This is a genomic window from Clostridium sp. J1101437_171009_A5 (assembly GCF_015547905.1).
GTDB lineage: Bacteria > Bacillota > Clostridia > Oscillospirales > Oscillospiraceae > Pseudoflavonifractor_A > Pseudoflavonifractor_A gallinarum.
Map to the genome: position 1 here is coordinate 313,140 of NZ_JADMVY010000002.1, position 18,720 is coordinate 331,859.

Below are 18,720 nucleotides of genomic sequence, written 5' to 3' on the forward strand. Positions count from 1 at the left end.
GGATTCTGCACAGGTGTTTCTCGGTTTTAGACTCTAAAGTTCAGTCTTTTTTACCAATCCATTTCAGGCAAACAAAGCACTTTGTACAAATTTCAAGATCAAAAAGAATTGCTCTTGTATTTGTGATACAAACAATGTAGAATAATGCCGTAAACTTATAAGGACAGCGTATAACTTATAAGGATTGTGAGGATGTCGGAATGGCTGCAACCAATCTTAGCTCGTATATGGCGGTGAAACGCCGCCTCCTGGACATGTTTCGCAGTGAGACCTTTCCAGGCAACAAACTCCCGCCCGAGGATCAGCTGGCCAAGCGCCTTGGCATCAGTCTGGTCACCCTGCGGGAGGCACTGATGATGCTCACCCTGGAGGGGTATCTCACCAAGCGGCACGGCGTGGGCAATTTCATCCACCCCAGCGCGCTGGACCCCACGAACCGGGTGGACCAGGGTTTCTCCTTTGCCGACACCTTCCGGCGCAACGGCCGCACCCCTGGGATGAAGATGCTCTTCCTGGGGATCGAGCCGGCCTCCCCCGCGCTGGCGGAGCGGCTCCAGGTCCAGCCGGAGAGCCTGCTCCAGCGCTACGAGACCATTTACACGGCCGATGATCACCCGGGCGTCTTTACCATCAGCCGCCTCTCCCTGGATCTGGTCAAGCGCCCCTTCCGTCCGGAGGAGCAGAACTGGTACATCCATGAGTGCATCTGGGACCACTGCGGGAAAAAGCTGGCCCACTCCCTCAACGATTACCAGGCCGTGGCCGCGGACGAAAAGGTCGCCGCCCTCTTTGAGCTCCCCAAGGGAACTCCCCTTCTCTACTGCGAACAGCTCTTCTATGATGTGCAGGATGTGCCCGTCCTGCTCAACGTCCACTACTTCCATCCCCAGCACTATGGGATGCGCGTGCTCCAGAACTGGAACATCGGCGCACAGTCATAACCCAACCGGATTTTGGAGAGAAAGGATGCATTGACGATGCGAGACATTACCCTTCACATCAACGGCACAGACCACGCCCTTCAGATCGAGGACAACTGGACCCTGCTCTATGTACTGCGGGAGGTTTTGAACCTGACCGGCACCAAGTACGGCTGCGGCACCAACGACTGCGGCGCCTGCAAGGTCCTGGTGGACGGCGTGCCCAAGAACTCCTGCGTGCTGCTGGCCCGCAACCTGGAGGGCGCGGACATTCTCACCATCGAGGGCGTCAGCCACGACGGCCACCTCCACCCTGTCCAGCAGGCCTTTGTGGACGCCGGAGCCATCCAGTGCGGCTACTGCACCCCCGGTATGGTCATGACCTCTCTGGCGCTGCTGGCCAACAACCCGGACCCCAGCGAGGATGAGATCCTCACCGCGCTGGAGGGCAACCTGTGCCGCTGCACCGGATACAAGAAGATCGTGGAGGCCGTTCAGCTCACCGCCCGCCGGATGCGGGAGGACGACGGCGCCCAGCAGGGTTAAATGAGGAGGGAACCAGTATTATGAAGTACATCGGACAGCCCACCCCCACCATTGACGCCGTGGCCAAGGTCACCGGCGAGGCCGTTTACACCGACGACCTGCGCTTCCCCGGTATGCTCTGGGGCAAGGTCCTGACCAGCCCCGTGGCTCACGCCCGCATCCGCTCCATCGACACCAGCAAGGCCGAGGCACTGCCCGGCGTGCGGGCCGTCATCACCTATCAGGACTCCCCCAAGACCTGCTTCAACCGCATCATGCGCTGGGCCAAGGACGGCATCCCCGCCACCGAGCGGGTGCTGGACGACGTGGTCCGCTTTGTGGGCGACGAGGTGGCCGCCGTGGCCGCCGACACCGAGGCCATCGCCCAGAAGGCCATCAAGCTCATCGAGGTGGACTATGAGGAGCTCCCCGCTGTCTTTGATCCCGAGGAGGCCCTGAAGGAGGACGCTCCCCGCATCTACCCCGAAGGCAACCTGCTCAAGGCCCAGCGGGCCGAGTGCGGCGACGTGGACGCCGCCCTGGCTGAGGCCGACGTGGTGGTGGAAAACGCCCTCTCCACCCAGATGATCCACCACGGCGCCATTGAGCCCCACCAGTGCATCGCCCGCTGGAACCGGGGCGACTATCTGGAGGTGTGGGAGCCCCAGCAGGGCGTCCACCGGGTCCAGATCATGCTGGGCCAGATCTTCGGCCTGCCCTATACCAAGATCGCCATTCACGGCGGACTCATCGGCGGCACCTTTGGCGGAAAGGACGGCGTCCTGCTGGAGCCCATCGCCCTGCTGCTCTCCAAGAAGGCCGGCGGCAAGGTGGTCAAGATCCGCTACAACCGCACCGAGTCCATGGTCTCCACCTACACCCGCCATGCCATCAAGCTCTACGGCAAGATGGCCGTGCAGAAAGACGGCACCATGACCGGCTTTGAGATCCGCTCCTTCATGAATTCCGGCCCCTACTGCGGCGGCAGCATCAACGTCCAGGCCGCTATGTGCGGAAAGATGTTCAAGGTATACCAGGCCCCCAACCAGCGCTTTGACGGCAAGGCGGCCTATACCAATACCCCTGTGGGCGGCGCCATGCGCGGCTTCGGCTCCCCCAAAGTCTTCACCACCCTGGAGCTTCTGATCAACAAGGCGGCCAAGGCAGTCCATATGGACCCCGTGGATTTCCGCGAGCGCAACCTGGTCCGCCCCTACGGTCTGGACCGGGGTGCCAACGACACCCTGGGCAACGCCCGGGTCCACGACTGTCTGGTCAAGGGCGCAGAGCTCTTCCGCTGGAAGGAGAAGCTGGCCGGCAAGGCCGCCAAGGAGACCGACCGCTATGTCTACGGCTACGGCGTGGCCACCGCCCTGCACGGCAACGGCGTGGCTCCCTTTGCCCCCGACATCACCGTGGCTGAGCTGATGGTCCATGAGGACGGCTCCGTCCTGCTGCGCACCGGCCTCACGGACCACGGCGCGGGCACCTATACTCTGATGAAGCAGATCGTGGCCGAGACCCTGGACATTCCCTTCGATCAGATCGAACTGACCCACTCGGATACCCACAGCTGCCCCTATGACATGGGTTCGGGCGCCAGCCGGAACACCTGGTCGGGCGGCGCCGCGGTGGAGACGGTCTCCCGCCAGATGGAGCAGACCCTCCGCGCTGTGGCCGCCGACGCCCTGGGCTGCCCGGTGGAGCAGGTCCAGCACAGCGACGGCGCCTACTGGACCGAGGGCAGCGACACCCGTCTGACCCGGGCGGACCTGGCCTGCTACGCCTATGACCACCAGAAGCGCAAGCTGCTGGAGACGGTCTCCTACTGCTCCGACCACAACGCCGGCTCTTACGGCGCCCATTTTGCCGAGGTGCGGGTGGATAAGCAGACCGGCGAGGTCAAGGTCACCGACTATCTGGCCGTGTGCGATGTGGGCACTGCCCTCAATCCCATGCTGCTGGAGGGCCAGATCGAGGGCGCCGTCCTGATGGGCATGGGCATGGCACTCTTTGAAGGCCTCCAGCTGGACGAGAAGGGGCGCCCCATCAACGCCAATCTGAAGAAATACCGTCTGCCCCGCTCCACCGACCTGCCCCCCATCTCCATCCACTTCGTGGAGGAGTTCGAGCAGGGCGGCCCCTACGGCGGCAAGAGCATCGGCGAGGCCTCCATCGTCCCGGTGGTCCCCGCCATCGTGGGCGCGGTCAACGACGCCCTGAACGCCGACCTCCACGTGCTGCCCCTGACCCCCGATCGGGTCAAGGCCGCCATGGAAGGCCGTAGCTGATTCCCCACGACTTTGGAGGGCAGAGCTTCCGCCTCTGTGCGGTAAGGCCGTCTTCCGCATCCATTTTCCTCTTGACGGCCCGTCAAAAACATCCTACCATAAAAGGCAGAAAAGAAGGATTTTATCTCGTTGTTTTCTCTGTCAGAATGCCGTCAGGCAGTTTCCCGGTATAGACCGATCAACGAAAGGAGCGCATCTCTCATGGTAAAAATTCTTGGTATCTGTGGTAGCCCCCGCAAAAAATCTGCCTACACCGCCCTGAAGGCCGCTCTCGAGGCCGCCGAGGCCACCGGCGACGTGGAAGTCGAGCTGGTGGAGCTCCGTGGCCGCAAGCTCAATTTCTGCATCCACTGCAACCAGTGCACCAAGCAGGGGGTCACCTACTGCCCCGTCTATAAGGACGACGGCATGACCGAGCTCTATGAAAAGTTCTATAACGCAGACGGGTACATCATCGCCACGCCTGTGTATGAGATGAATATCACCGCCCAGCTGGCCACCTTCTTCAACCGCTTCCGTCCCACCTGGACCATTCTGAAGGATAACCCCGACTTCTTCGCCCGCAAGGTGGGCGGCGCCATCGCCGTGGGCGGTACCCGCAACGGCGGCCAGGAAATGGCCATCAACGGGATCCTGGGCTTCTATCACACCCAGGGCATCACCGTCTGCAACGGCGGCGTCTGCGTCTATGCCGGCGCCAGTCTGTGGAATCCCGGCGACGGCTCGGGCACCATGGACGATCCCGAGGGTCTGGAGAAGGCCCAGGGCATCGGCCGCAAGGTGGCCATGCTCACCAAGCTCCTGGCCCCCGCCAAGGAGTAATACAAGGATGAAATGCCCGGCCTGCACAAGCAGGCCGGGTTTTCTCTTGCCGGCGGGAGGGCGTACAGGACTTGCCGCCCGGTACTCTGCCCATTATAATAGAGGCTGCCGGAGCATTGCGCTTCAGCCCATGCAAGGATGTTCTGTCCGAGCGACAGAGGAAAGGAGCTTTTTATGGCTGACATCATCGACATCACTTCCTTCCGCTCCCCCGCCGCGCCGGAAGAGGAGCGCAGACAGGCCCTTCTCGCCCAGCTGGCCCAGGTAAAGGAGGAAATTGCCCGGCTGGATCTGGAGGAACCGGAGGATATGGAGAGCGAGGCCTATGAGGTCTGGGGCGACCGCCGGGAAGCGCTGGAGGACCAGGCCGACGATCTGATGGACCAGCTGGATGAGCTGGACTCCTGATCCTGTCTCTCATCATATATTGACGTTCTTCTATCTGTATGGTATAATCCGTTTATAACATATCGATATTTTTCTATTTATTCAGGTAAGAGGAGGGCCGTGTATGACCCACGAAGAATTGGCCAAAGTATGCAAAGCGCTGGCTGACCCCAAGCGGCTGCAAATTCTCTCCATGCTCTCCCAGCAGCCCCTGTGCGCCTGCAAGATTCTGGAGGCCTTCTCCATCACACAGCCCACCCTCTCCCACGATATGAAGCTCCTGTGCGGCGCAGGCCTTGCCATCCCGGAGAAGCGGGGTCGCTGGACCCACTACACCCTGAACCGCGACACCCTCCACAGCGTCCGCCAGGCCATCGACGGCCTGATGGACGCCTTGGAGTCGGCCGCATGTCCCGCCGGACCGGAGGCCCCTGCCCCAGGCACCACTTTGAAAGGAGATCCCGCCATGCAGACAGAACACAGCACCAAGCTCTATGTCCTCACCGGCTTCCTCGGCGCCGGAAAAACCACCCTGCTCCTCCGCCTCCTGGACGCGCTCCAGGGCCGCCGCATCGGCGTCATTCAGAACGAATTCGGCAAGCTGGGAATCGACGGCACCATCCTCCGCAATGACAATATCCAGATGGTGGAGGTCAACCGCGGCTCCATCTTCTGCTCCTGTCTCAAGCTCCAGTTTGTCCAGGCGCTGGCCGAGATGGCCGCGCAGAACCTGGAGTACCTCTTTGTGGAGAGCTCCGGTCTGGGCGATCCCTCCAATGTGGAGGAGATTTTGCAGGCGGCCCAGGTGGCGGCCGGCGCATCCTACGAGTTCCGGGGCGTGATCTGTCTGGTGGACGCCGTAAACTTCCTGGAGCAGCGCGGCGACCTGGAGACCGTCAACCGGCAGCTCAAGCACTGCCACCTGGCGGTCATCACCAAGACCGACCTGGTCTCCCCCGCTCAGCTGGAGGAAGTGGTCCGGGCCATCCGGGAGATCAACCCGGTCTGTCCCATCGAGCAGAGCCAGATGGGCTCCCTCTCGCCCCAGTTCCTCCAGGACGACCTGCTCCTCTATCAGTGGGCAGAGGGCGAGGAGACCACCAACTCCGCGGAGACCAAGCCCAAGACCCTCTTCATGGATTTCTCCGGGACCGTGACCCGGGAGCAGCTCACCGCCTTCCTCCGGGAGATCCAGTCCGATCTCTACCGCTGCAAGGGCTTCTTCCACCTGGCAGACGAGGGCTGGAACCAGGTGGACCTGGTGGGCTCCCGCATCGACTGGAAGCCCTGTGAGGAAAAGGAGCTCTCCCAGCTGGTCTTTATTTCCCGGATCGGTCCGGCCGTCATCAAACATATCTTCTCTGCCTGGGAGACCTGTGTCGGGCAGGAGATGAAACTGCGCAACTGATCAGGAGGTCATGGATATGGATATCAAGGTAATCGGTGCCGGATGCGACAAGTGCGGCAAGCTCTACACCAACACGCTGGAGGCCCTGGCCGAGCTGGGCGTGGAGGTCCCGGTGGAAAAGGTGGAGGGACTGATGGAGATCGTGTCCCTGGGCGTGATGTCCTCCCCTTCCCTGATGGTGAACGGTAAGCTTCTCATCGCCGGACGTATCGCCAGCAAGGGCGAGATCGTGGATCTGCTGCGCCCGTATCTGTCGTAAGCCCCCCTTTCACGAACCAATTTATTTCTCACTTTCAAGGCTTTTCGGTTTCTACCGGAAAGCCTTCTTTTTATTTCACCAATTAACCTGCTAAATTGACCTGTATCAATGCATCTGTTCCTAAAAATGGTATAATAAAAGCAAAAACAATTGGGAGGGATGCACATGGATATGAAGGGCTATGTGGCCGATATTCTGCACGTTCCCGCCAGCATTTTAACCGATGATTTGCTCAATGAGATCGAGATCCACGCACTGCCCAAAGGCTCCTTTCTCATCCGTCAGGGAGAGCCTCAAGTCTATGTCTCATTTCTGATCGACGGTATCATCCGCGGATTTTTTCTGGACGCCAACGGCCAGGAGGTCACCGACTGTTTTGCCTTCCGTACCGGGGCGCCTGCCATGCCCGGGCCAGATATTACGGGCCCGTCCCCCATCAGCATCGAGGCCCTGACCGATTCGACGATTTTGACCATTCCGCTCTCCATTGTCTCCTATCACCTGGAGACCAATATGGAGCTGCTGAAATATGCCTACAACCTGCTGATGGAGTCCACAAAAATGCACTGGGAACTAAAAATCGCCATGTATCAGTACACCGCCCGGGAGCGGTATCAGTGGTTCCTGCAGACCTACCCGGGCCTGATCCAAAAGGTCAGCAACAAGTACATTGCCTCGTTTCTGGGCATGAATCCATCCACACTGAGCCGCCAGCGGACCGCGCTGCGTGAAAAACTGGTGTCCGACTCATATCCGGAGCGTTGATCCCTGTGCGGCCCCCGCCGCGGCTCAGTCCCCACGGCCGGCATATTTCATCGCCGTGGGAATCCGGATATGCTGCCCTGACCAGATGCAAGGAGCTGATTGCAAGGTATGATCGCGTCCCCTTCGCATGTCCCATTCTAAACCAGTAAGAGGAGTTGGAGAGATGAAACCACAAAAGACAGATCTCCGAAAGGGACTGGCCTCCCTTCTGACCACAGCCATGCTGGCGGGTATCCTGCCCACCGGCGCCCTGGCGGCGGAAGCGGTCTCCTTTTCGGACATTCAGGGCCACTGGGGCCAGCAGGCCATCACCGATGTGGTCAATGCCGGACTGTTCAGCGGTATCGACGCGGACACTTTTGATCCCGACGGGAGTATGACCCGTGGTATGTTCGTGTCCGTGCTCTACCGTCTCTCGGAAAAGCTGGACGGTCCCGCGCCCACCGGCGCCGATGCCTCCTTCCAGGATGTGAGCGCCGACGCCTGGTATGCCCAGGCCGTCTCCTGGGCCGTCAAGTCCGGCGTCACCGCCGGATACAGCGACACCCGTTTCGCCCCCGATGAGCTGGTCACCCGGGAGCAGATGTGTGCCTTCCTGATTCGTTTCCTGAACTACATGGGCTATGATCTCAGCGGCTATCAGGCCTCCGCCAAGTTCGATGACGACGCCGCCATCAGCGCCTGGGCCAAGGATGCGGTCTATCTGTCCCAGGCCCTCGGTCTGGTCAAGGGCGTGGGCGGCAATGTCTTTAATCCCAGCGCCACCGCCACCCGTGCCTCCGTGGCCGTCATCATGGACGAGCTGATGGACAAGACCGACGAGCTGGTCCAGCCTGCCAAGCCCACACCCACCACCAAGCCCTCCGGCGGCGGCGGTGGAGGCGGCGGCGGAAGCACCACCACTGCCCTGTCCGGCATCTACATCCTGCGCAATGAGGTGGATGTCACCGGCGCTGCCCTGCACTCCGGTGATGAGCTCTACACCTATGTCTCCCCCAAGGATTCGGTCTATTCCATCCGCTGGCTGGTGGGCGGTGTAGAGAAGTCCTCTGAGAACGTCTACACCGTGTCCTCCCTGGATGTGGGCCAGACCATTACCGCTGAGGCCACCGGCACCGGCAGCTACTCCGGCACCGTGACGAGCGCCGCCACCGGCAAGGTGGTCGCGCAGGTGGATCCGGGCGAGACCGATCCCGACAAGTCCCCTGTTGTCGTGGATGAGGGCGCCAAATTCGTCAACGAAAGCGGCGAAACGATCGAAATCCCCGCGGATGCTGTCCTCTCTCTGGATGTCACCCAGTCGGACGAGGCGGTCCCGGAAGAAGAGTCCGTCAAGATCCAGACTGCCATCACCAATGCCTACCCCGAGGCTGAGGTGACCCCCGAACTGGTGACCCTGGATGTGGATCTCTCCATGACCACGGAGGACGGCACCGATCAGAAGGTCCACCCCGTGGGCGAGACCACCGTCACCCTGTCCCGGGAGGCCCTGGGCCTGGCGTCTGACGCCGACCTGAGCCTCTACACCTTCTTCGCCAGCCACACCAATAAAGAAGGAACGGAAGAGGCCGTACCGGGCGAAGTCGTCACCATCGATGGTGCGGAGTATATCCGCTTTACCCTCAATGGCCTGAGCCGGATCTACATCGGCAACGTGCCTCCCCTCACCGTCACCTTTGACACCGACGGCGGCACTGAGATCCCCTCGCAGAAGGTCAAGCTGGGCGGCTATGTGAAGGACGTCCTGCCTCCCGTCAAGGACGGCTGGCTCTTCGCCGGCTGGGACCATGACCTGGCCAAGGAGAACATCATCAAGGACATCAAGGTCACTGCCATCTGGGTCAAGGGCGAGCTGGCCGCCAATGAGCAGCTCTCCGGCACGTGGAGCACCGGCGTGAAGCCCGAGGAGATCGAGGAGCCCACGGTGGCCAACGGCACCGTGACCATCTATGTGGATCCCACTGTGACCTATGCAGCCAATCTCAGCTACACCCTCACCGTTTCCCCGGTGGAGGGCGCGGTCAAGGCCGCTGTGGCTCCCACCGCTGAGGCTGCCATGGCTTCCACCGAGTACAAGGAAGTCTCTGACGCCTTCCCCGGCATCGTGGCCGAGGTGTCCGATGCTGAGGGCAAGCCCCTGACCTCCAACGAGGTCCTCTACATCAAGTGGGCCGACGCCGAGGGCAAGGTCCTTGGTCTCCAGTCCGCCCGCCTGGTGGTGCGCACTGCCCAGGATGTCCCCGGTGACTACGACACCCAGACCCGCCTGGAGACCAAGGACGTCAACCGCGGTCTGGGTACCGTGGAGTACTACCTCACCGGCGGTAAGGCCGGCGAGACCGTTCTGCCCGACTTTGTGGGCACGGTCAACGGCTATCTGAACAGCAACTGGGTCGACGGCGTCGAGACCTACGAACTGCACACCTACGGCAGCTTCTATGACATCTTCCAGGTTTCCGGCAGCAATGTCACCGAAAAGAACTATACCGGCCTCAAGATCGTAGTCACTCCCTTTGCGGGTGAGACCTTCTCCGGCGTGCCCGAGGTATCTGCGGAGATTTATGACAACCAGACCGACGAATATGAGCCATATCCTGTGTCGGCTGCTCTGGAGGATGGCAAGGTAGTTCTCACCGCGGCGAAGCCCGCTTCCGAGGATATCGCCATGGTGGACATCACCCTCACCCTCAACGGGGTAAGCCAGATGCTCAGCGTGGACTTTGGCGGCACCTCCTATACCCGTAAGCACTACAACACCGCCGTGTGGAGCGAGGCATTGGAGATCCTCCGCGGCAACGAGTACACTGCGGTCACCTATACCGGAACGGAGGATGTGGTTCTTACTGAGGACCTTACCCTGCGTCCGGGTCAGTATCTGGATCTCTCCAGTGCTTCCCTGACCGTCTCGGCCCGTCTCACCCTGGAGGGCGACGCCAATCAGGCCGCCAACCTGTCGGTGGACAACGGCTCCCTCATCGTGGCCAAGGGCGGCGTCCTGTCCACCAACAGCCAGAGCGAGCAGCAGAACCGTTATTACAATACCAATGTCAATGCGGAGGATGGCATCACCGTTCGCTCCGGCGGCAAGGTGGAGGTACCTCAGTATGGCTATCTCCGCCTCCACAGCGAAAAGGGCGGTATGCATCTGGACGAGGGCGGCTCCATTTCCAGCGCATGCATGCTCTACCTGGACCGCAATCCGGAGAGCCAGGTTCCCAACGTCTTTGCCGGCACGGTCACCATTTCCGACACAACGAGCCACCAGGCCAGAGTGGAAGTCAACGACGGTCTGACGCTGGAGCCCACCGCCCAGGTCTTCGTAGAGAGCACCTATGCCCGCTTCGATGTCTACGGCGGCATGACTACCCAGCAGGGCGCCGTGGTGGAGAGCAGCGGCCGGGTCAACATCAACGGCCGGAGCGAGAACTACGGCAGCTTCAACGTCAACGGAGGCAGCTTCTCCTATCAGAACACCGGGTACTCGACCTACAACATGGGTACCATCACGGTGGCCTCCAGCGCCCGGCTGGTCGCCTCGGGTACCGTTCTGGTGAACTCCGGCTCCATCACCGGCGGCGGTGTGCTCCAGTGCGGCGAGTTCAATGACGTTTCCAGCTACGATAACGGCATCGAGTATGTGGAGACCGGCTTGGATTGGAATGAGCGGACTCCGGCCAACTACGACCGCTATCAGTTCGTCCGCGATCCCTCCGCCACGGTGGATGTGATCTACTTCATCGGTGAGCTGTCCAATCTCAACGACGGCAGCTGTGACCTGACGATCACCAAGTAAATTCCCACAGCATAACAAAGGGAGGACTGCTTTTCAGCAGTCCTCCCTTATATTTTAAAAATAGTTGCCAAATCGTTGCCGCAAGGGACCTTAAACCCTCAAAAACTCAGTCATATCGGGCTTTTCCGGGTCCCTAAAATTACTCCCACTCGCCGAGTTAAATCCATTTCTAAGCTCTTTTGTATAGAGGATTTAATTTGTCGTGGTTTTATTTGACGCAGATTATCCTTATCCTAAGGTCTATTCGGACTTTTGCTATCCAAAATCTATCTGAATTGTCCTATCAAGGAGCGCACCTTATTTTCAAATCACTGAATCTCGCTGTGTGCAGCTTCATACTCCAAAGCCCATGTTTCAAGCGCCTCCAAAACCGGGACAAACTTTGTTCCAACGGCAGTTAACGAATATTCCACTCTGGGCGGAACTTCACGATAAATTTCCCGATGAATGATTCCATATGCCTCCAGTGTGCGCAGCTCTTTTGTGAGGTTGGCTTCTGTAACTTGAGGCATTTTGCGTTTCAATTCGCTGAATCTCAAAACATGGCTCTCACTCAGGTGATAGATAATCACCATCGTCCATTTACCTCGAATGATTTTCTGCACCTTCCCAATGGGACAGGCTTCCATATTATCTGTATAATCGTTTTTCATAGCTTCTCCAATACTATCATTTTTAATAGTACTTCTATTTTAATATTGTACTTGTATTTTTAATTATAAAGTCTAAGATTAAAATTGTAAACCGTAAAGGGAGATATGTCTATGAATGTGATTATATTTGGGGCAACTGGAGGAATTGGAAAATGGGCCGTCAAGTATGCATTGCAAAGTGGTTATCATGTCACGGCCTATGTGCGCAACGCACAGAAGATAACACAAACGGATGCGCATTTGACGGTCATTCAGGGTGATATTTACGACCAGCAGAAAATGACAAAGGCACTATCCGGGCAAGATGCCGTGGTTTGGTGTGTCGGGATTCCTATGAAAAAAAGCTATCAGAAAATGGAGTCCTTAGAGGGACACAAGGTTTTGATACAAGCCATGGAAGCAAATCAAGTGAAACGATTGGTTGACTGGGGAACACCAAGCGTACATTTTGAACAGGATAAAAAATCATTGATCACCGTAGTTCCTGGAATCATGGCTGGGCTCCTTTTTCCCCAAGCCAAAAAAGAGATGCTGGCAATTGCAAAAGTTCTTCAGGAATCCAATTTAGACTGGACATTGGTGCGGTTTATGGCGCCTCAAAACACATCTTACACAGGAAATGTAAAAGTCGGCTTCGGCGATAGAAAAATGAAGTTTTCCATTTCACGCGAAGACATTGGCGCATTTATGATAAAAATGCTTGATTCGGATACTTATATTCATTCTATGCCCATTATAGGGAGCTGATCATCATTTTGCATCTCTGATAACATGCGAATATGATTGCAGCATTTGCACGATTTTTACTCGCGGGAAAAGCTCGTGTGCCATAAAGCAAACCACACAAGAATTTGATGACAGAAGAACAGAACCCAAAAGAAAAACGGAGCAGACGTTCAATCTGCACCGTTTTTTCTTAACCATTTTGTGCTTTATATCCTTCGCCCCACGTCCACATAGCGTCCAGAATGGGTTTCAGGCTTTTCCCAAGCTCGGTCAAACTGTACTCGACTCGCGGAGGAACTTCGGCATATACTTTTCGACTGACCAGCCCTTTTTCTTCCATATCCCGGAGTTGTGCGGTCAACACTTTCTGCGATACATTTCCAATGGATTTTTTTAGTTCTCCAAACCGTTTTGTACCAGGCATGAGGTCCCGCAGAATCAGAACTTTCCACTTATCACCAATCAGCATAAGCGTTGTTTCCACCGGACAGGCAGGTAATTCTTTTGTTTGTTGCACGGTATCACTTCTTTCCATTAGTTTCTTTTTAGTAACTATAGCACAATAAAGTGCTTACTTTACAATAGATACTTACAGCATTATTATAATTTTGCAAGATAAAAATTGCAATCCCAAAAAACCAAATTTAAAATTAGGAGGCAGTCATCATGAATGAAGTCGTAACATTTCTGCAGGAAAATCCCGTACAGTATCTGGCTACGGTCGGCCATGACGGCAAAGCCAAGTGCCGCCCCTTTATGTTCGCCGGTGAGATGGACGGCAAGCTGTGGTTCTGCACCAACAACCAGAAGGATGTCTACAAGGATATGCAGGCCAACCCCAACATTGAGGTATCTGTTTCCAGCCCGGCTTATGCTTGGATTCGTCTGAACGGAGAGGCCGTTTTCGAAAATAATATGGCCGCCAAAGAGATGTGTATCCAGAACCCTATCGTCAAGGGACAGTACGGTGAAGCCACTAACCCAATCTTCGAGGTGTTCTATTTGAAGAACGCTCATGCGGTGATCGCCGACTTCTCCGGCAACCCGCCCAGGGAGTACGATCTGTAATATGAGAAAGGCCCTGCTGGTTTACGACCTTGCAGGGCTTTACTCAGTTTGATGGGGAAGATATGAAATGAATATTCAGAAATGTTTTAATTTCATCGTAAACCAAGTTCATTCTGCCGTTTTTGCCACCGTGGACAGTGAGGGGCGGCCCGTCACCTCTGCCATTGATATCATGGACTATGATGAAAATGGTCTTTATTTCCTGACGGCAAAAGGTAAAAATTTCTATGACCGTCTGAAAGCCAATGAACAGGTTGCTTTTACCGCCATGAAGGGAGAAGACACCCTTTCCTGCGTGGCGGTATCGGTACAGGGGAATGCAAAAGAGATCGGCTCAGACAGACTGCCGGATTTGTTTCGTAAAAATCCCTATATGGAGAAAATTTATCCTGATATGTGTTCCCGCAGCACCCTCACTGTGTTTCAAATCTATGAGGGAACCGGCGAATGGTTCGACCTCTCCAGACTTCCGATCGAACGAGCCAGCTTTTCCTTCGGCGGTGCACAGGCAAAAGAAACCGGCTACTTTGTGACCGGCAAATGTATCGGCTGCAAATTGTGTTATCCCAAATGTCCGCAGAAGTGTATTGATATCATGCAGAAACCGGTGGTCATCCAGCAGGAGCACTGTCTGCGCTGCGGGAACTGCTTTGAAATTTGCCCTGCAAGGGCCATTGAACGGAGGCAGTGATATGACGCAGGAACAACGGGTGGACTATCTGATCCACTATCTGTTGAATGAAAGAGAAGAATATCAGAATATCGCACTGCCTTCCGGCCTAGCAGAAAAGAGATGGCTTCTGCGCAGCCTGATGAACATCCGCCCTCCTATCCCAATCAGTGCGGATTTCTTGAGCGTGCAGGACGCTTATCTTAGGGATTGCCTGGCCGAACGGGGTGTGACAAACCTGAATGACCTGACCCCAGTGCGCCCTGGCCTGTATCTCTGGCAAGGTGATATTACCACGCTGGCGGTTGATGCGATTGTCAACGCGGCCAACAGCCAAATGCTGGGCTGCTTTGTCCCCTGCCACGGCTGCATTGACAACGCGATCCACACCTATGCAGGGGTACAGCTGCGTTTGGAGTGCGCCCGCATCATGGCCGAACAAAAGGGGCCGGAACCCACTGGGAAGGCAAAAATTACGAAAGCCTATCATCTGCGCTGTCGCTATGTGCTGCACACCGTCGGCCCAATTATCAATGGGGCCGTTACCCAAACAGACCGGGAACTGCTGGCCAGCTGCTACCGCTCCTGTCTGGAACTGGCGGCAGACAACGACCTGCACAGCGTAGCGTTCTGCTGCATCTCCACAGGAGAGTTCCATTTTCCAAATGTGCTGGCGGCGGAAATTGCCATCCAGACGGTACAGACATGGCAGCAGCAAAATTCAAGTCAAATCGAGGTTATTTTCAATGTGTTCAAGGACAACGACTATGCAATCTACAAGCGACTGCTGGGATAACATCGCGCAGCTCAAACAGGAACTGGAGACGGCGGATGCGGTTGTGGTCGGCGCTGGAGCGGGCCTTTCCACTTCCGCCGGATTGTCCTATACTGGAGAACGCTTCCAACAGTATTTCGGGGATTTTATCGCAAAATATGGCTTCCGCGATATGTATTCCGGCGGTTTCTATCCCTTTGTCACATTAGAAGAACGATGGGCGTACTGGAGCCGGTATATCTACATCAACCGCTATCTGGATGCACCAAAGCCGGTTTACCAGAATCTTTTGGAGTTGGTGCAGCATAAAGACTATTTTGTGCTGACTACCAATGTGGACCACTGTTTCCAGAAGGCCGGATTTGACAAAAAGCGGCTGTTCTACACCCAGGGTGACTACGGCCTGTGGCAGTGTTCCAGGCCCTGCCACCAAAAGACCTATGACAACGAAACCGTCATTAAAAAGATGGTTGCTGAACAAAAGGACAGGAAAGTTCCCACCGAACTGGTACCCCACTGTCCCGTCTGCGGCGCCCCCATGTCCATGAATCTGAGGTCGGATGATACCTTTGTGGAAGATGAAGGTTGGCATGAGGCGGCTCGACGCTATAAGGATTTTCTCCATCGCTACGAGGGACGGCATATTCTCTTCCTGGAATTGGGTGTAGGCGGCAATACGCCGGTCATTATCAAATATTCATTTTGGAGAATGACCCTTCAAAACCCCAAGGCAACTTACGCTTGTATTAACTTGGGCGCAGCATACTGTCCAAGAGAAGTTCAAACGCAGGCAATTTGTATTGACGGAGATATTGGAGAAATTTTGACTTCACTTCTATAAAAGGCGGCCTTTTATTCTTCGCCTGTGTCAATTAAATTGCTGGTATATTTGGTTTTTCCAGATAATACATCGTCATAGTAGTGTTGCTTCCAATCAATGTATGCAATATCTTCTTGCAAATTTTCTATTTTTTTCAGGAGAAAATCACGTTGCTTTTTCAGGATTTCTTTTCTTTCAGGAATGGTGGATTTTCCCCCTAAGCAAAGAGCGAGATAGCGCTTCATATCCTCCAGGCTCATTCCACAACGTTTTAAGCAGATCAGTCCTTTGATCCACTCGATATCGCGTTCGTCAAATACCCTGTAATTATTTTTGTCACGTTTCACATTGGGAACTAATCCTTGATTGCAATAGAATTTTAATGCCTCATAGGTCATCCCCACTTGCTGACAAGTCTGTTTCATACTGTATTGCATAGAAAGCACCTCAAAGCTTCTTAAACTTTTCAAAATAACTATTGACCGGTAGTTACAACCGGGTGTTACACTCTGTATGTTAACACAAAAGACCTGAAACAACAATTCTTTCGTCAAACAAATAGAAGCGGAGGTAGTAATGATGGAACAGATCACTTTATATAATGGAGTAAAAATGCCGATCGTAGGGTATGGTGTCTATCAAGTATCAAAAGAAGAATGCGAAAGCTGTGTACTGGATGCACTTGCTGTTGGGTATCGCTCAATCGACACAGCACAAAGCTATTTCAACGAGGAGCAGGTTGGAAATGCCATTGTCAAATCCGGTATCCCCAGAGAAGATATTTTTCTTACGACCAAGGTTTGGGTCGAACATTATGGTTATGAGAACGCCAAAAAATCTGTTCTGGAATCCATGCGGAAACTGCGCACAGATTATCTTGATTTGGTTCTTCTTCATCAACCATTTTCGGATTACTATGGGGCATACCGGGCACTGGAAGAGCTCTATGCGCAAGGAAAATTGCGCGCAATCGGTGTTTCAAATTTTTATCCGGACAGACTGGTAGACATAGCGTCCTTCAGCCGTGTGAAACCTATGGTCAACCAAGTAGAAACCCACCCGTTTCATCAACAGATAGAGGCGAAAAAATGGATGGATAAGTATGGAATCCAAATGGAAGCCTGGGCACCGTTTGGAGAGGGGCGCGGAGGCTTGTTCGAAAATCCTGTACTTATCCAAATCGCCGGGAAGTACAAAAAAACAACAGCACAGGTCATTTTGCGCTGGCATATTCAGCGAGGGGGTGTTGTCATCCCAAAATCCACCCATAAAACACGCATGGCAGAAAACTTGAATGTTTTTGACTTTGTATTGGAACAGGCAGACATGAATTTGATTTCCACATTGGATAAAAAGCAAAGTTCCTTCTTTTCCCACAGTGATCCAGCCATGGTTGAATGGTTTGTTCGGATGGTTGAGGAGAGAAAAGAAAAACAGTAACCGGCAACGCAAAAACCTAGAAGATTACATCGGCAGACCCTAAGAGAGCAAAAAAAGAGCTAACTGACAAATCAAAATCAGTTAGCTCTCTTTTTATGAGCAGTGAAAAAATATTGCCAAATTGTTGCCACAAGGGACCTTAAGCCCTCAAAAACTCAGTCATTTTGAGCTTTTCCGGGTCCCTAAAATTACTCCCACTCGACAAATCCTATTATATGGGGCTGTATTTCCTATACTTTAACAGGCATAACATTCGCAAATTTGTTAATATTTTACCTGTTATTTTTGGCCGCTAATTTTCTTAGTATCAAAATAGTATCACAAAAAGCAGGAGAATACAACTACCTTTTACACCGTTTCCCAGGCTATTCAGCAATAGAAAACACCCTGATATATCGGAAGTTCTCTTTTATTGCGCTCGACGCATTTCGTTCCGGTAGAAGCCGTCACCCTTGGACACTGTAATCAGTTCCCCTTGGGTTTCCATAGCTTGAATACGCTTGGCAATCCACCAGTCGCCGATACCCAATTGATACCGCCCCAATACATCACCGATGAGATGAGCCACCCGGAAAATTCCATCAGGGATTTGGGCACGAATGAATGGATCGTAGAAATCCTCCCCTACACTGCGCAAACGGCCATTGACAACAGCACGCAAGGGTGAATTTTCCTCTCGAAGCTGTGACCACTCCATAGCGATAGCTCTGCGGACATTTTTAGGGATTTCCCGCTCCAGCGGCAGATACGCCGCCCAGTCCCCCGGAGATAGTTCCCCCCAGTTCAAACAGGACTGCACCGTATTATCTTCCAGCGGCATCCACCGGGGCATCTCTAAAGCGGTCACGGGACAATCGCAGTCCCGCAGTTGCCAAAGCACATCATAAAATCCGCACAGGGAGTAAGGCGCATTGCTGTACCAAATGCGCACAGCCTCGCCATGTTTTCCGCCCTCCAAAAGCCGCTCTCTGTCCCGCTGGCGTTGTTCCCAAAGCATATCCCGCTGGGCATAATCGTCTGGGTCGCAATCTGGGAGTGGGAAATCGCCCCCCAGCCAAGCGGTAAGCAAATCAAACCGGGCCTTCTCCACATCAGGGCCGCTTATGGGGCCGATGTCCAGCCCAACAGACGGGCATAGCACATCTCCAGGATTGCCGCCCACAGGTCGTGCCCGGCGGTTCTCTTTCTCCCTCTGGGCCTTGAATTGGGCTATAGCTTGGTTTTTTTCTTCCTGCGTGGGTTCCTTCTCTCCCTCGCCGAAAATAACTCCAATCACCCCAACATCCCAACTGGACGACCCCCAATGCGTGGCCATCTTCAATGTCCCACATTCACTGTCGGAAAAAACTATTTGTAGCATGGTAAAAACTCCGTTTCCAATTCCTTTTTATCGCCCTT

Annotated in this window: 19 protein-coding genes; 15 read left to right on the forward strand and 4 right to left on the reverse strand. The window is 54.9% G+C overall.

The features are described from left to right. Positions 1-227 precede the first annotated feature (227 nt). The 9 genes from I2C21_RS05115 (at position 228) to I2C21_RS05160 (ending at position 11,170) form a co-directional block, all read left to right on the forward strand. Complete coding sequence (locus I2C21_RS05115; protein ID WP_186964269.1) at positions 228-941, forward strand: GntR family transcriptional regulator; 714 nt, start codon at positions 228-230, stop codon at positions 939-941. Between the two features lie 36 nt (positions 942-977). Then, on the forward strand, positions 978-1,466 hold the full coding sequence (locus I2C21_RS05120; protein ID WP_101693022.1) for a (2Fe-2S)-binding protein: 489 nt from the start codon (positions 978-980) through the stop codon (positions 1,464-1,466). Positions 1,467-1,486: 20 nt separating this feature from the next. Next, the gene (locus I2C21_RS05125; protein ID WP_195278686.1) at positions 1,487-3,736 is read left to right on the forward strand and encodes a xanthine dehydrogenase family protein molybdopterin-binding subunit; all 2,250 of its coding nucleotides are present in this window, start codon (positions 1,487-1,489) and stop codon (positions 3,734-3,736) included. 201 nt (positions 3,737-3,937) lie between these two features. After that, positions 3,938-4,558, forward strand: a complete 621-nt coding sequence (locus I2C21_RS05130; RefSeq protein ID WP_101693020.1) for a flavodoxin family protein — start codon at positions 3,938-3,940, stop codon at positions 4,556-4,558. A gap of 174 nt (positions 4,559-4,732) precedes the next feature. Next, positions 4,733-4,966: a hypothetical protein gene (locus I2C21_RS05135; RefSeq protein ID WP_101693019.1), complete on the forward strand. Its 234-nt coding sequence runs from the start codon at positions 4,733-4,735 to the stop codon at positions 4,964-4,966. 103 nt (positions 4,967-5,069) lie between these two features. Then, positions 5,070-6,353, forward strand: a complete 1,284-nt coding sequence (locus I2C21_RS05145; RefSeq protein WP_346728014.1) for a metalloregulator ArsR/SmtB family transcription factor — start codon at positions 5,070-5,072, stop codon at positions 6,351-6,353. Positions 6,354-6,369: 16 nt separating this feature from the next. Next, the gene (locus I2C21_RS05150) at positions 6,370-6,612 is read left to right on the forward strand and encodes a thioredoxin family protein (RefSeq protein WP_195278687.1); all 243 of its coding nucleotides are present in this window, start codon (positions 6,370-6,372) and stop codon (positions 6,610-6,612) included. Between the two features lie 165 nt (positions 6,613-6,777). After that, entirely contained in the window at positions 6,778-7,377 is a 600-nt protein-coding gene (locus I2C21_RS05155; RefSeq protein WP_195278688.1) for a Crp/Fnr family transcriptional regulator, read from the forward strand. A 163-nt stretch (positions 7,378-7,540) separates the two neighbouring features. Next, a complete protein-coding gene (locus I2C21_RS05160) occupies positions 7,541-11,170 on the forward strand; it encodes an S-layer homology domain-containing protein (protein WP_195278689.1) in 3,630 nt (1,209 codons plus the stop codon). A 308-nt stretch (positions 11,171-11,478) separates the two neighbouring features. Here I2C21_RS05160 and I2C21_RS05165 read toward each other — a convergent pair whose 3' ends face one another. Then, positions 11,479-11,823: a winged helix-turn-helix transcriptional regulator gene (locus I2C21_RS05165; RefSeq protein ID WP_195278690.1), complete on the reverse strand. Its 345-nt coding sequence runs from the start codon at positions 11,821-11,823 to the stop codon at positions 11,479-11,481. Positions 11,824-11,934: 111 nt separating this feature from the next. Between I2C21_RS05165 and I2C21_RS05170 the strand changes: the two genes are divergently transcribed. Next, the gene (locus I2C21_RS05170) at positions 11,935-12,570 is read left to right on the forward strand and encodes an NAD(P)-dependent oxidoreductase (protein ID WP_195278691.1); all 636 of its coding nucleotides are present in this window, start codon (positions 11,935-11,937) and stop codon (positions 12,568-12,570) included. A 169-nt stretch (positions 12,571-12,739) separates the two neighbouring features. Here I2C21_RS05170 and I2C21_RS05175 read toward each other — a convergent pair whose 3' ends face one another. Beyond that, positions 12,740-13,084, reverse strand: coding sequence for a winged helix-turn-helix transcriptional regulator (locus I2C21_RS05175; RefSeq protein WP_195278692.1), 345 nt, complete (start codon positions 13,082-13,084; stop codon positions 12,740-12,742). A 131-nt stretch (positions 13,085-13,215) separates the two neighbouring features. On the opposite strand from I2C21_RS05175, the gene I2C21_RS05180 reads away from it, so the two are divergent. The 4 genes from I2C21_RS05180 (at position 13,216) to I2C21_RS05195 (ending at position 15,903) form a co-directional block, all read left to right on the forward strand. Next, entirely contained in the window at positions 13,216-13,617 is a 402-nt protein-coding gene (locus I2C21_RS05180) for a pyridoxamine 5'-phosphate oxidase family protein (protein WP_195278693.1), read from the forward strand. 67 nt (positions 13,618-13,684) lie between these two features. Next, entirely contained in the window at positions 13,685-14,308 is a 624-nt protein-coding gene (locus I2C21_RS05185; RefSeq protein ID WP_195278694.1) for a pyridoxamine 5'-phosphate oxidase family protein, read from the forward strand. 1 nt (position 14,309) lies between these two features. Continuing rightward, entirely contained in the window at positions 14,310-15,083 is a 774-nt protein-coding gene (locus tag I2C21_RS05190; RefSeq protein WP_195278695.1) for a protein-ADP-ribose hydrolase, read from the forward strand. Continuing rightward, a complete protein-coding gene (locus I2C21_RS05195) occupies positions 15,055-15,903 on the forward strand; it encodes an SIR2 family NAD-dependent protein deacylase (RefSeq protein WP_195278696.1) in 849 nt (282 codons plus the stop codon). Before I2C21_RS05190 ends, I2C21_RS05195 begins: the two co-directional genes overlap by 29 nt. An 11-nt stretch (positions 15,904-15,914) precedes the next feature. Here I2C21_RS05195 and I2C21_RS05200 read toward each other — a convergent pair whose 3' ends face one another. Continuing rightward, on the reverse strand, positions 15,915-16,319 hold the full coding sequence (locus tag I2C21_RS05200; protein ID WP_195278697.1) for a MerR family transcriptional regulator: 405 nt from the start codon (positions 16,317-16,319) through the stop codon (positions 15,915-15,917). 142 nt (positions 16,320-16,461) lie between these two features. Between I2C21_RS05200 and I2C21_RS05205 the strand changes: the two genes are divergently transcribed. Beyond that, positions 16,462-17,322 carry an aldo/keto reductase gene (locus I2C21_RS05205; RefSeq protein ID WP_195278698.1) on the forward strand — a complete coding sequence of 287 codons (861 nt, stop codon included), beginning with the start codon at positions 16,462-16,464 and terminating at the stop codon, positions 17,320-17,322. 409 nt (positions 17,323-17,731) lie between these two features. On the opposite strand, the gene I2C21_RS05210 is transcribed toward I2C21_RS05205, so the two are convergent. Continuing rightward, positions 17,732-18,682, reverse strand: a complete 951-nt coding sequence (locus I2C21_RS05210) for a DUF3658 domain-containing protein (protein ID WP_023345698.1) — start codon at positions 18,680-18,682, stop codon at positions 17,732-17,734. Positions 18,683-18,720 lie beyond the last annotated feature (38 nt).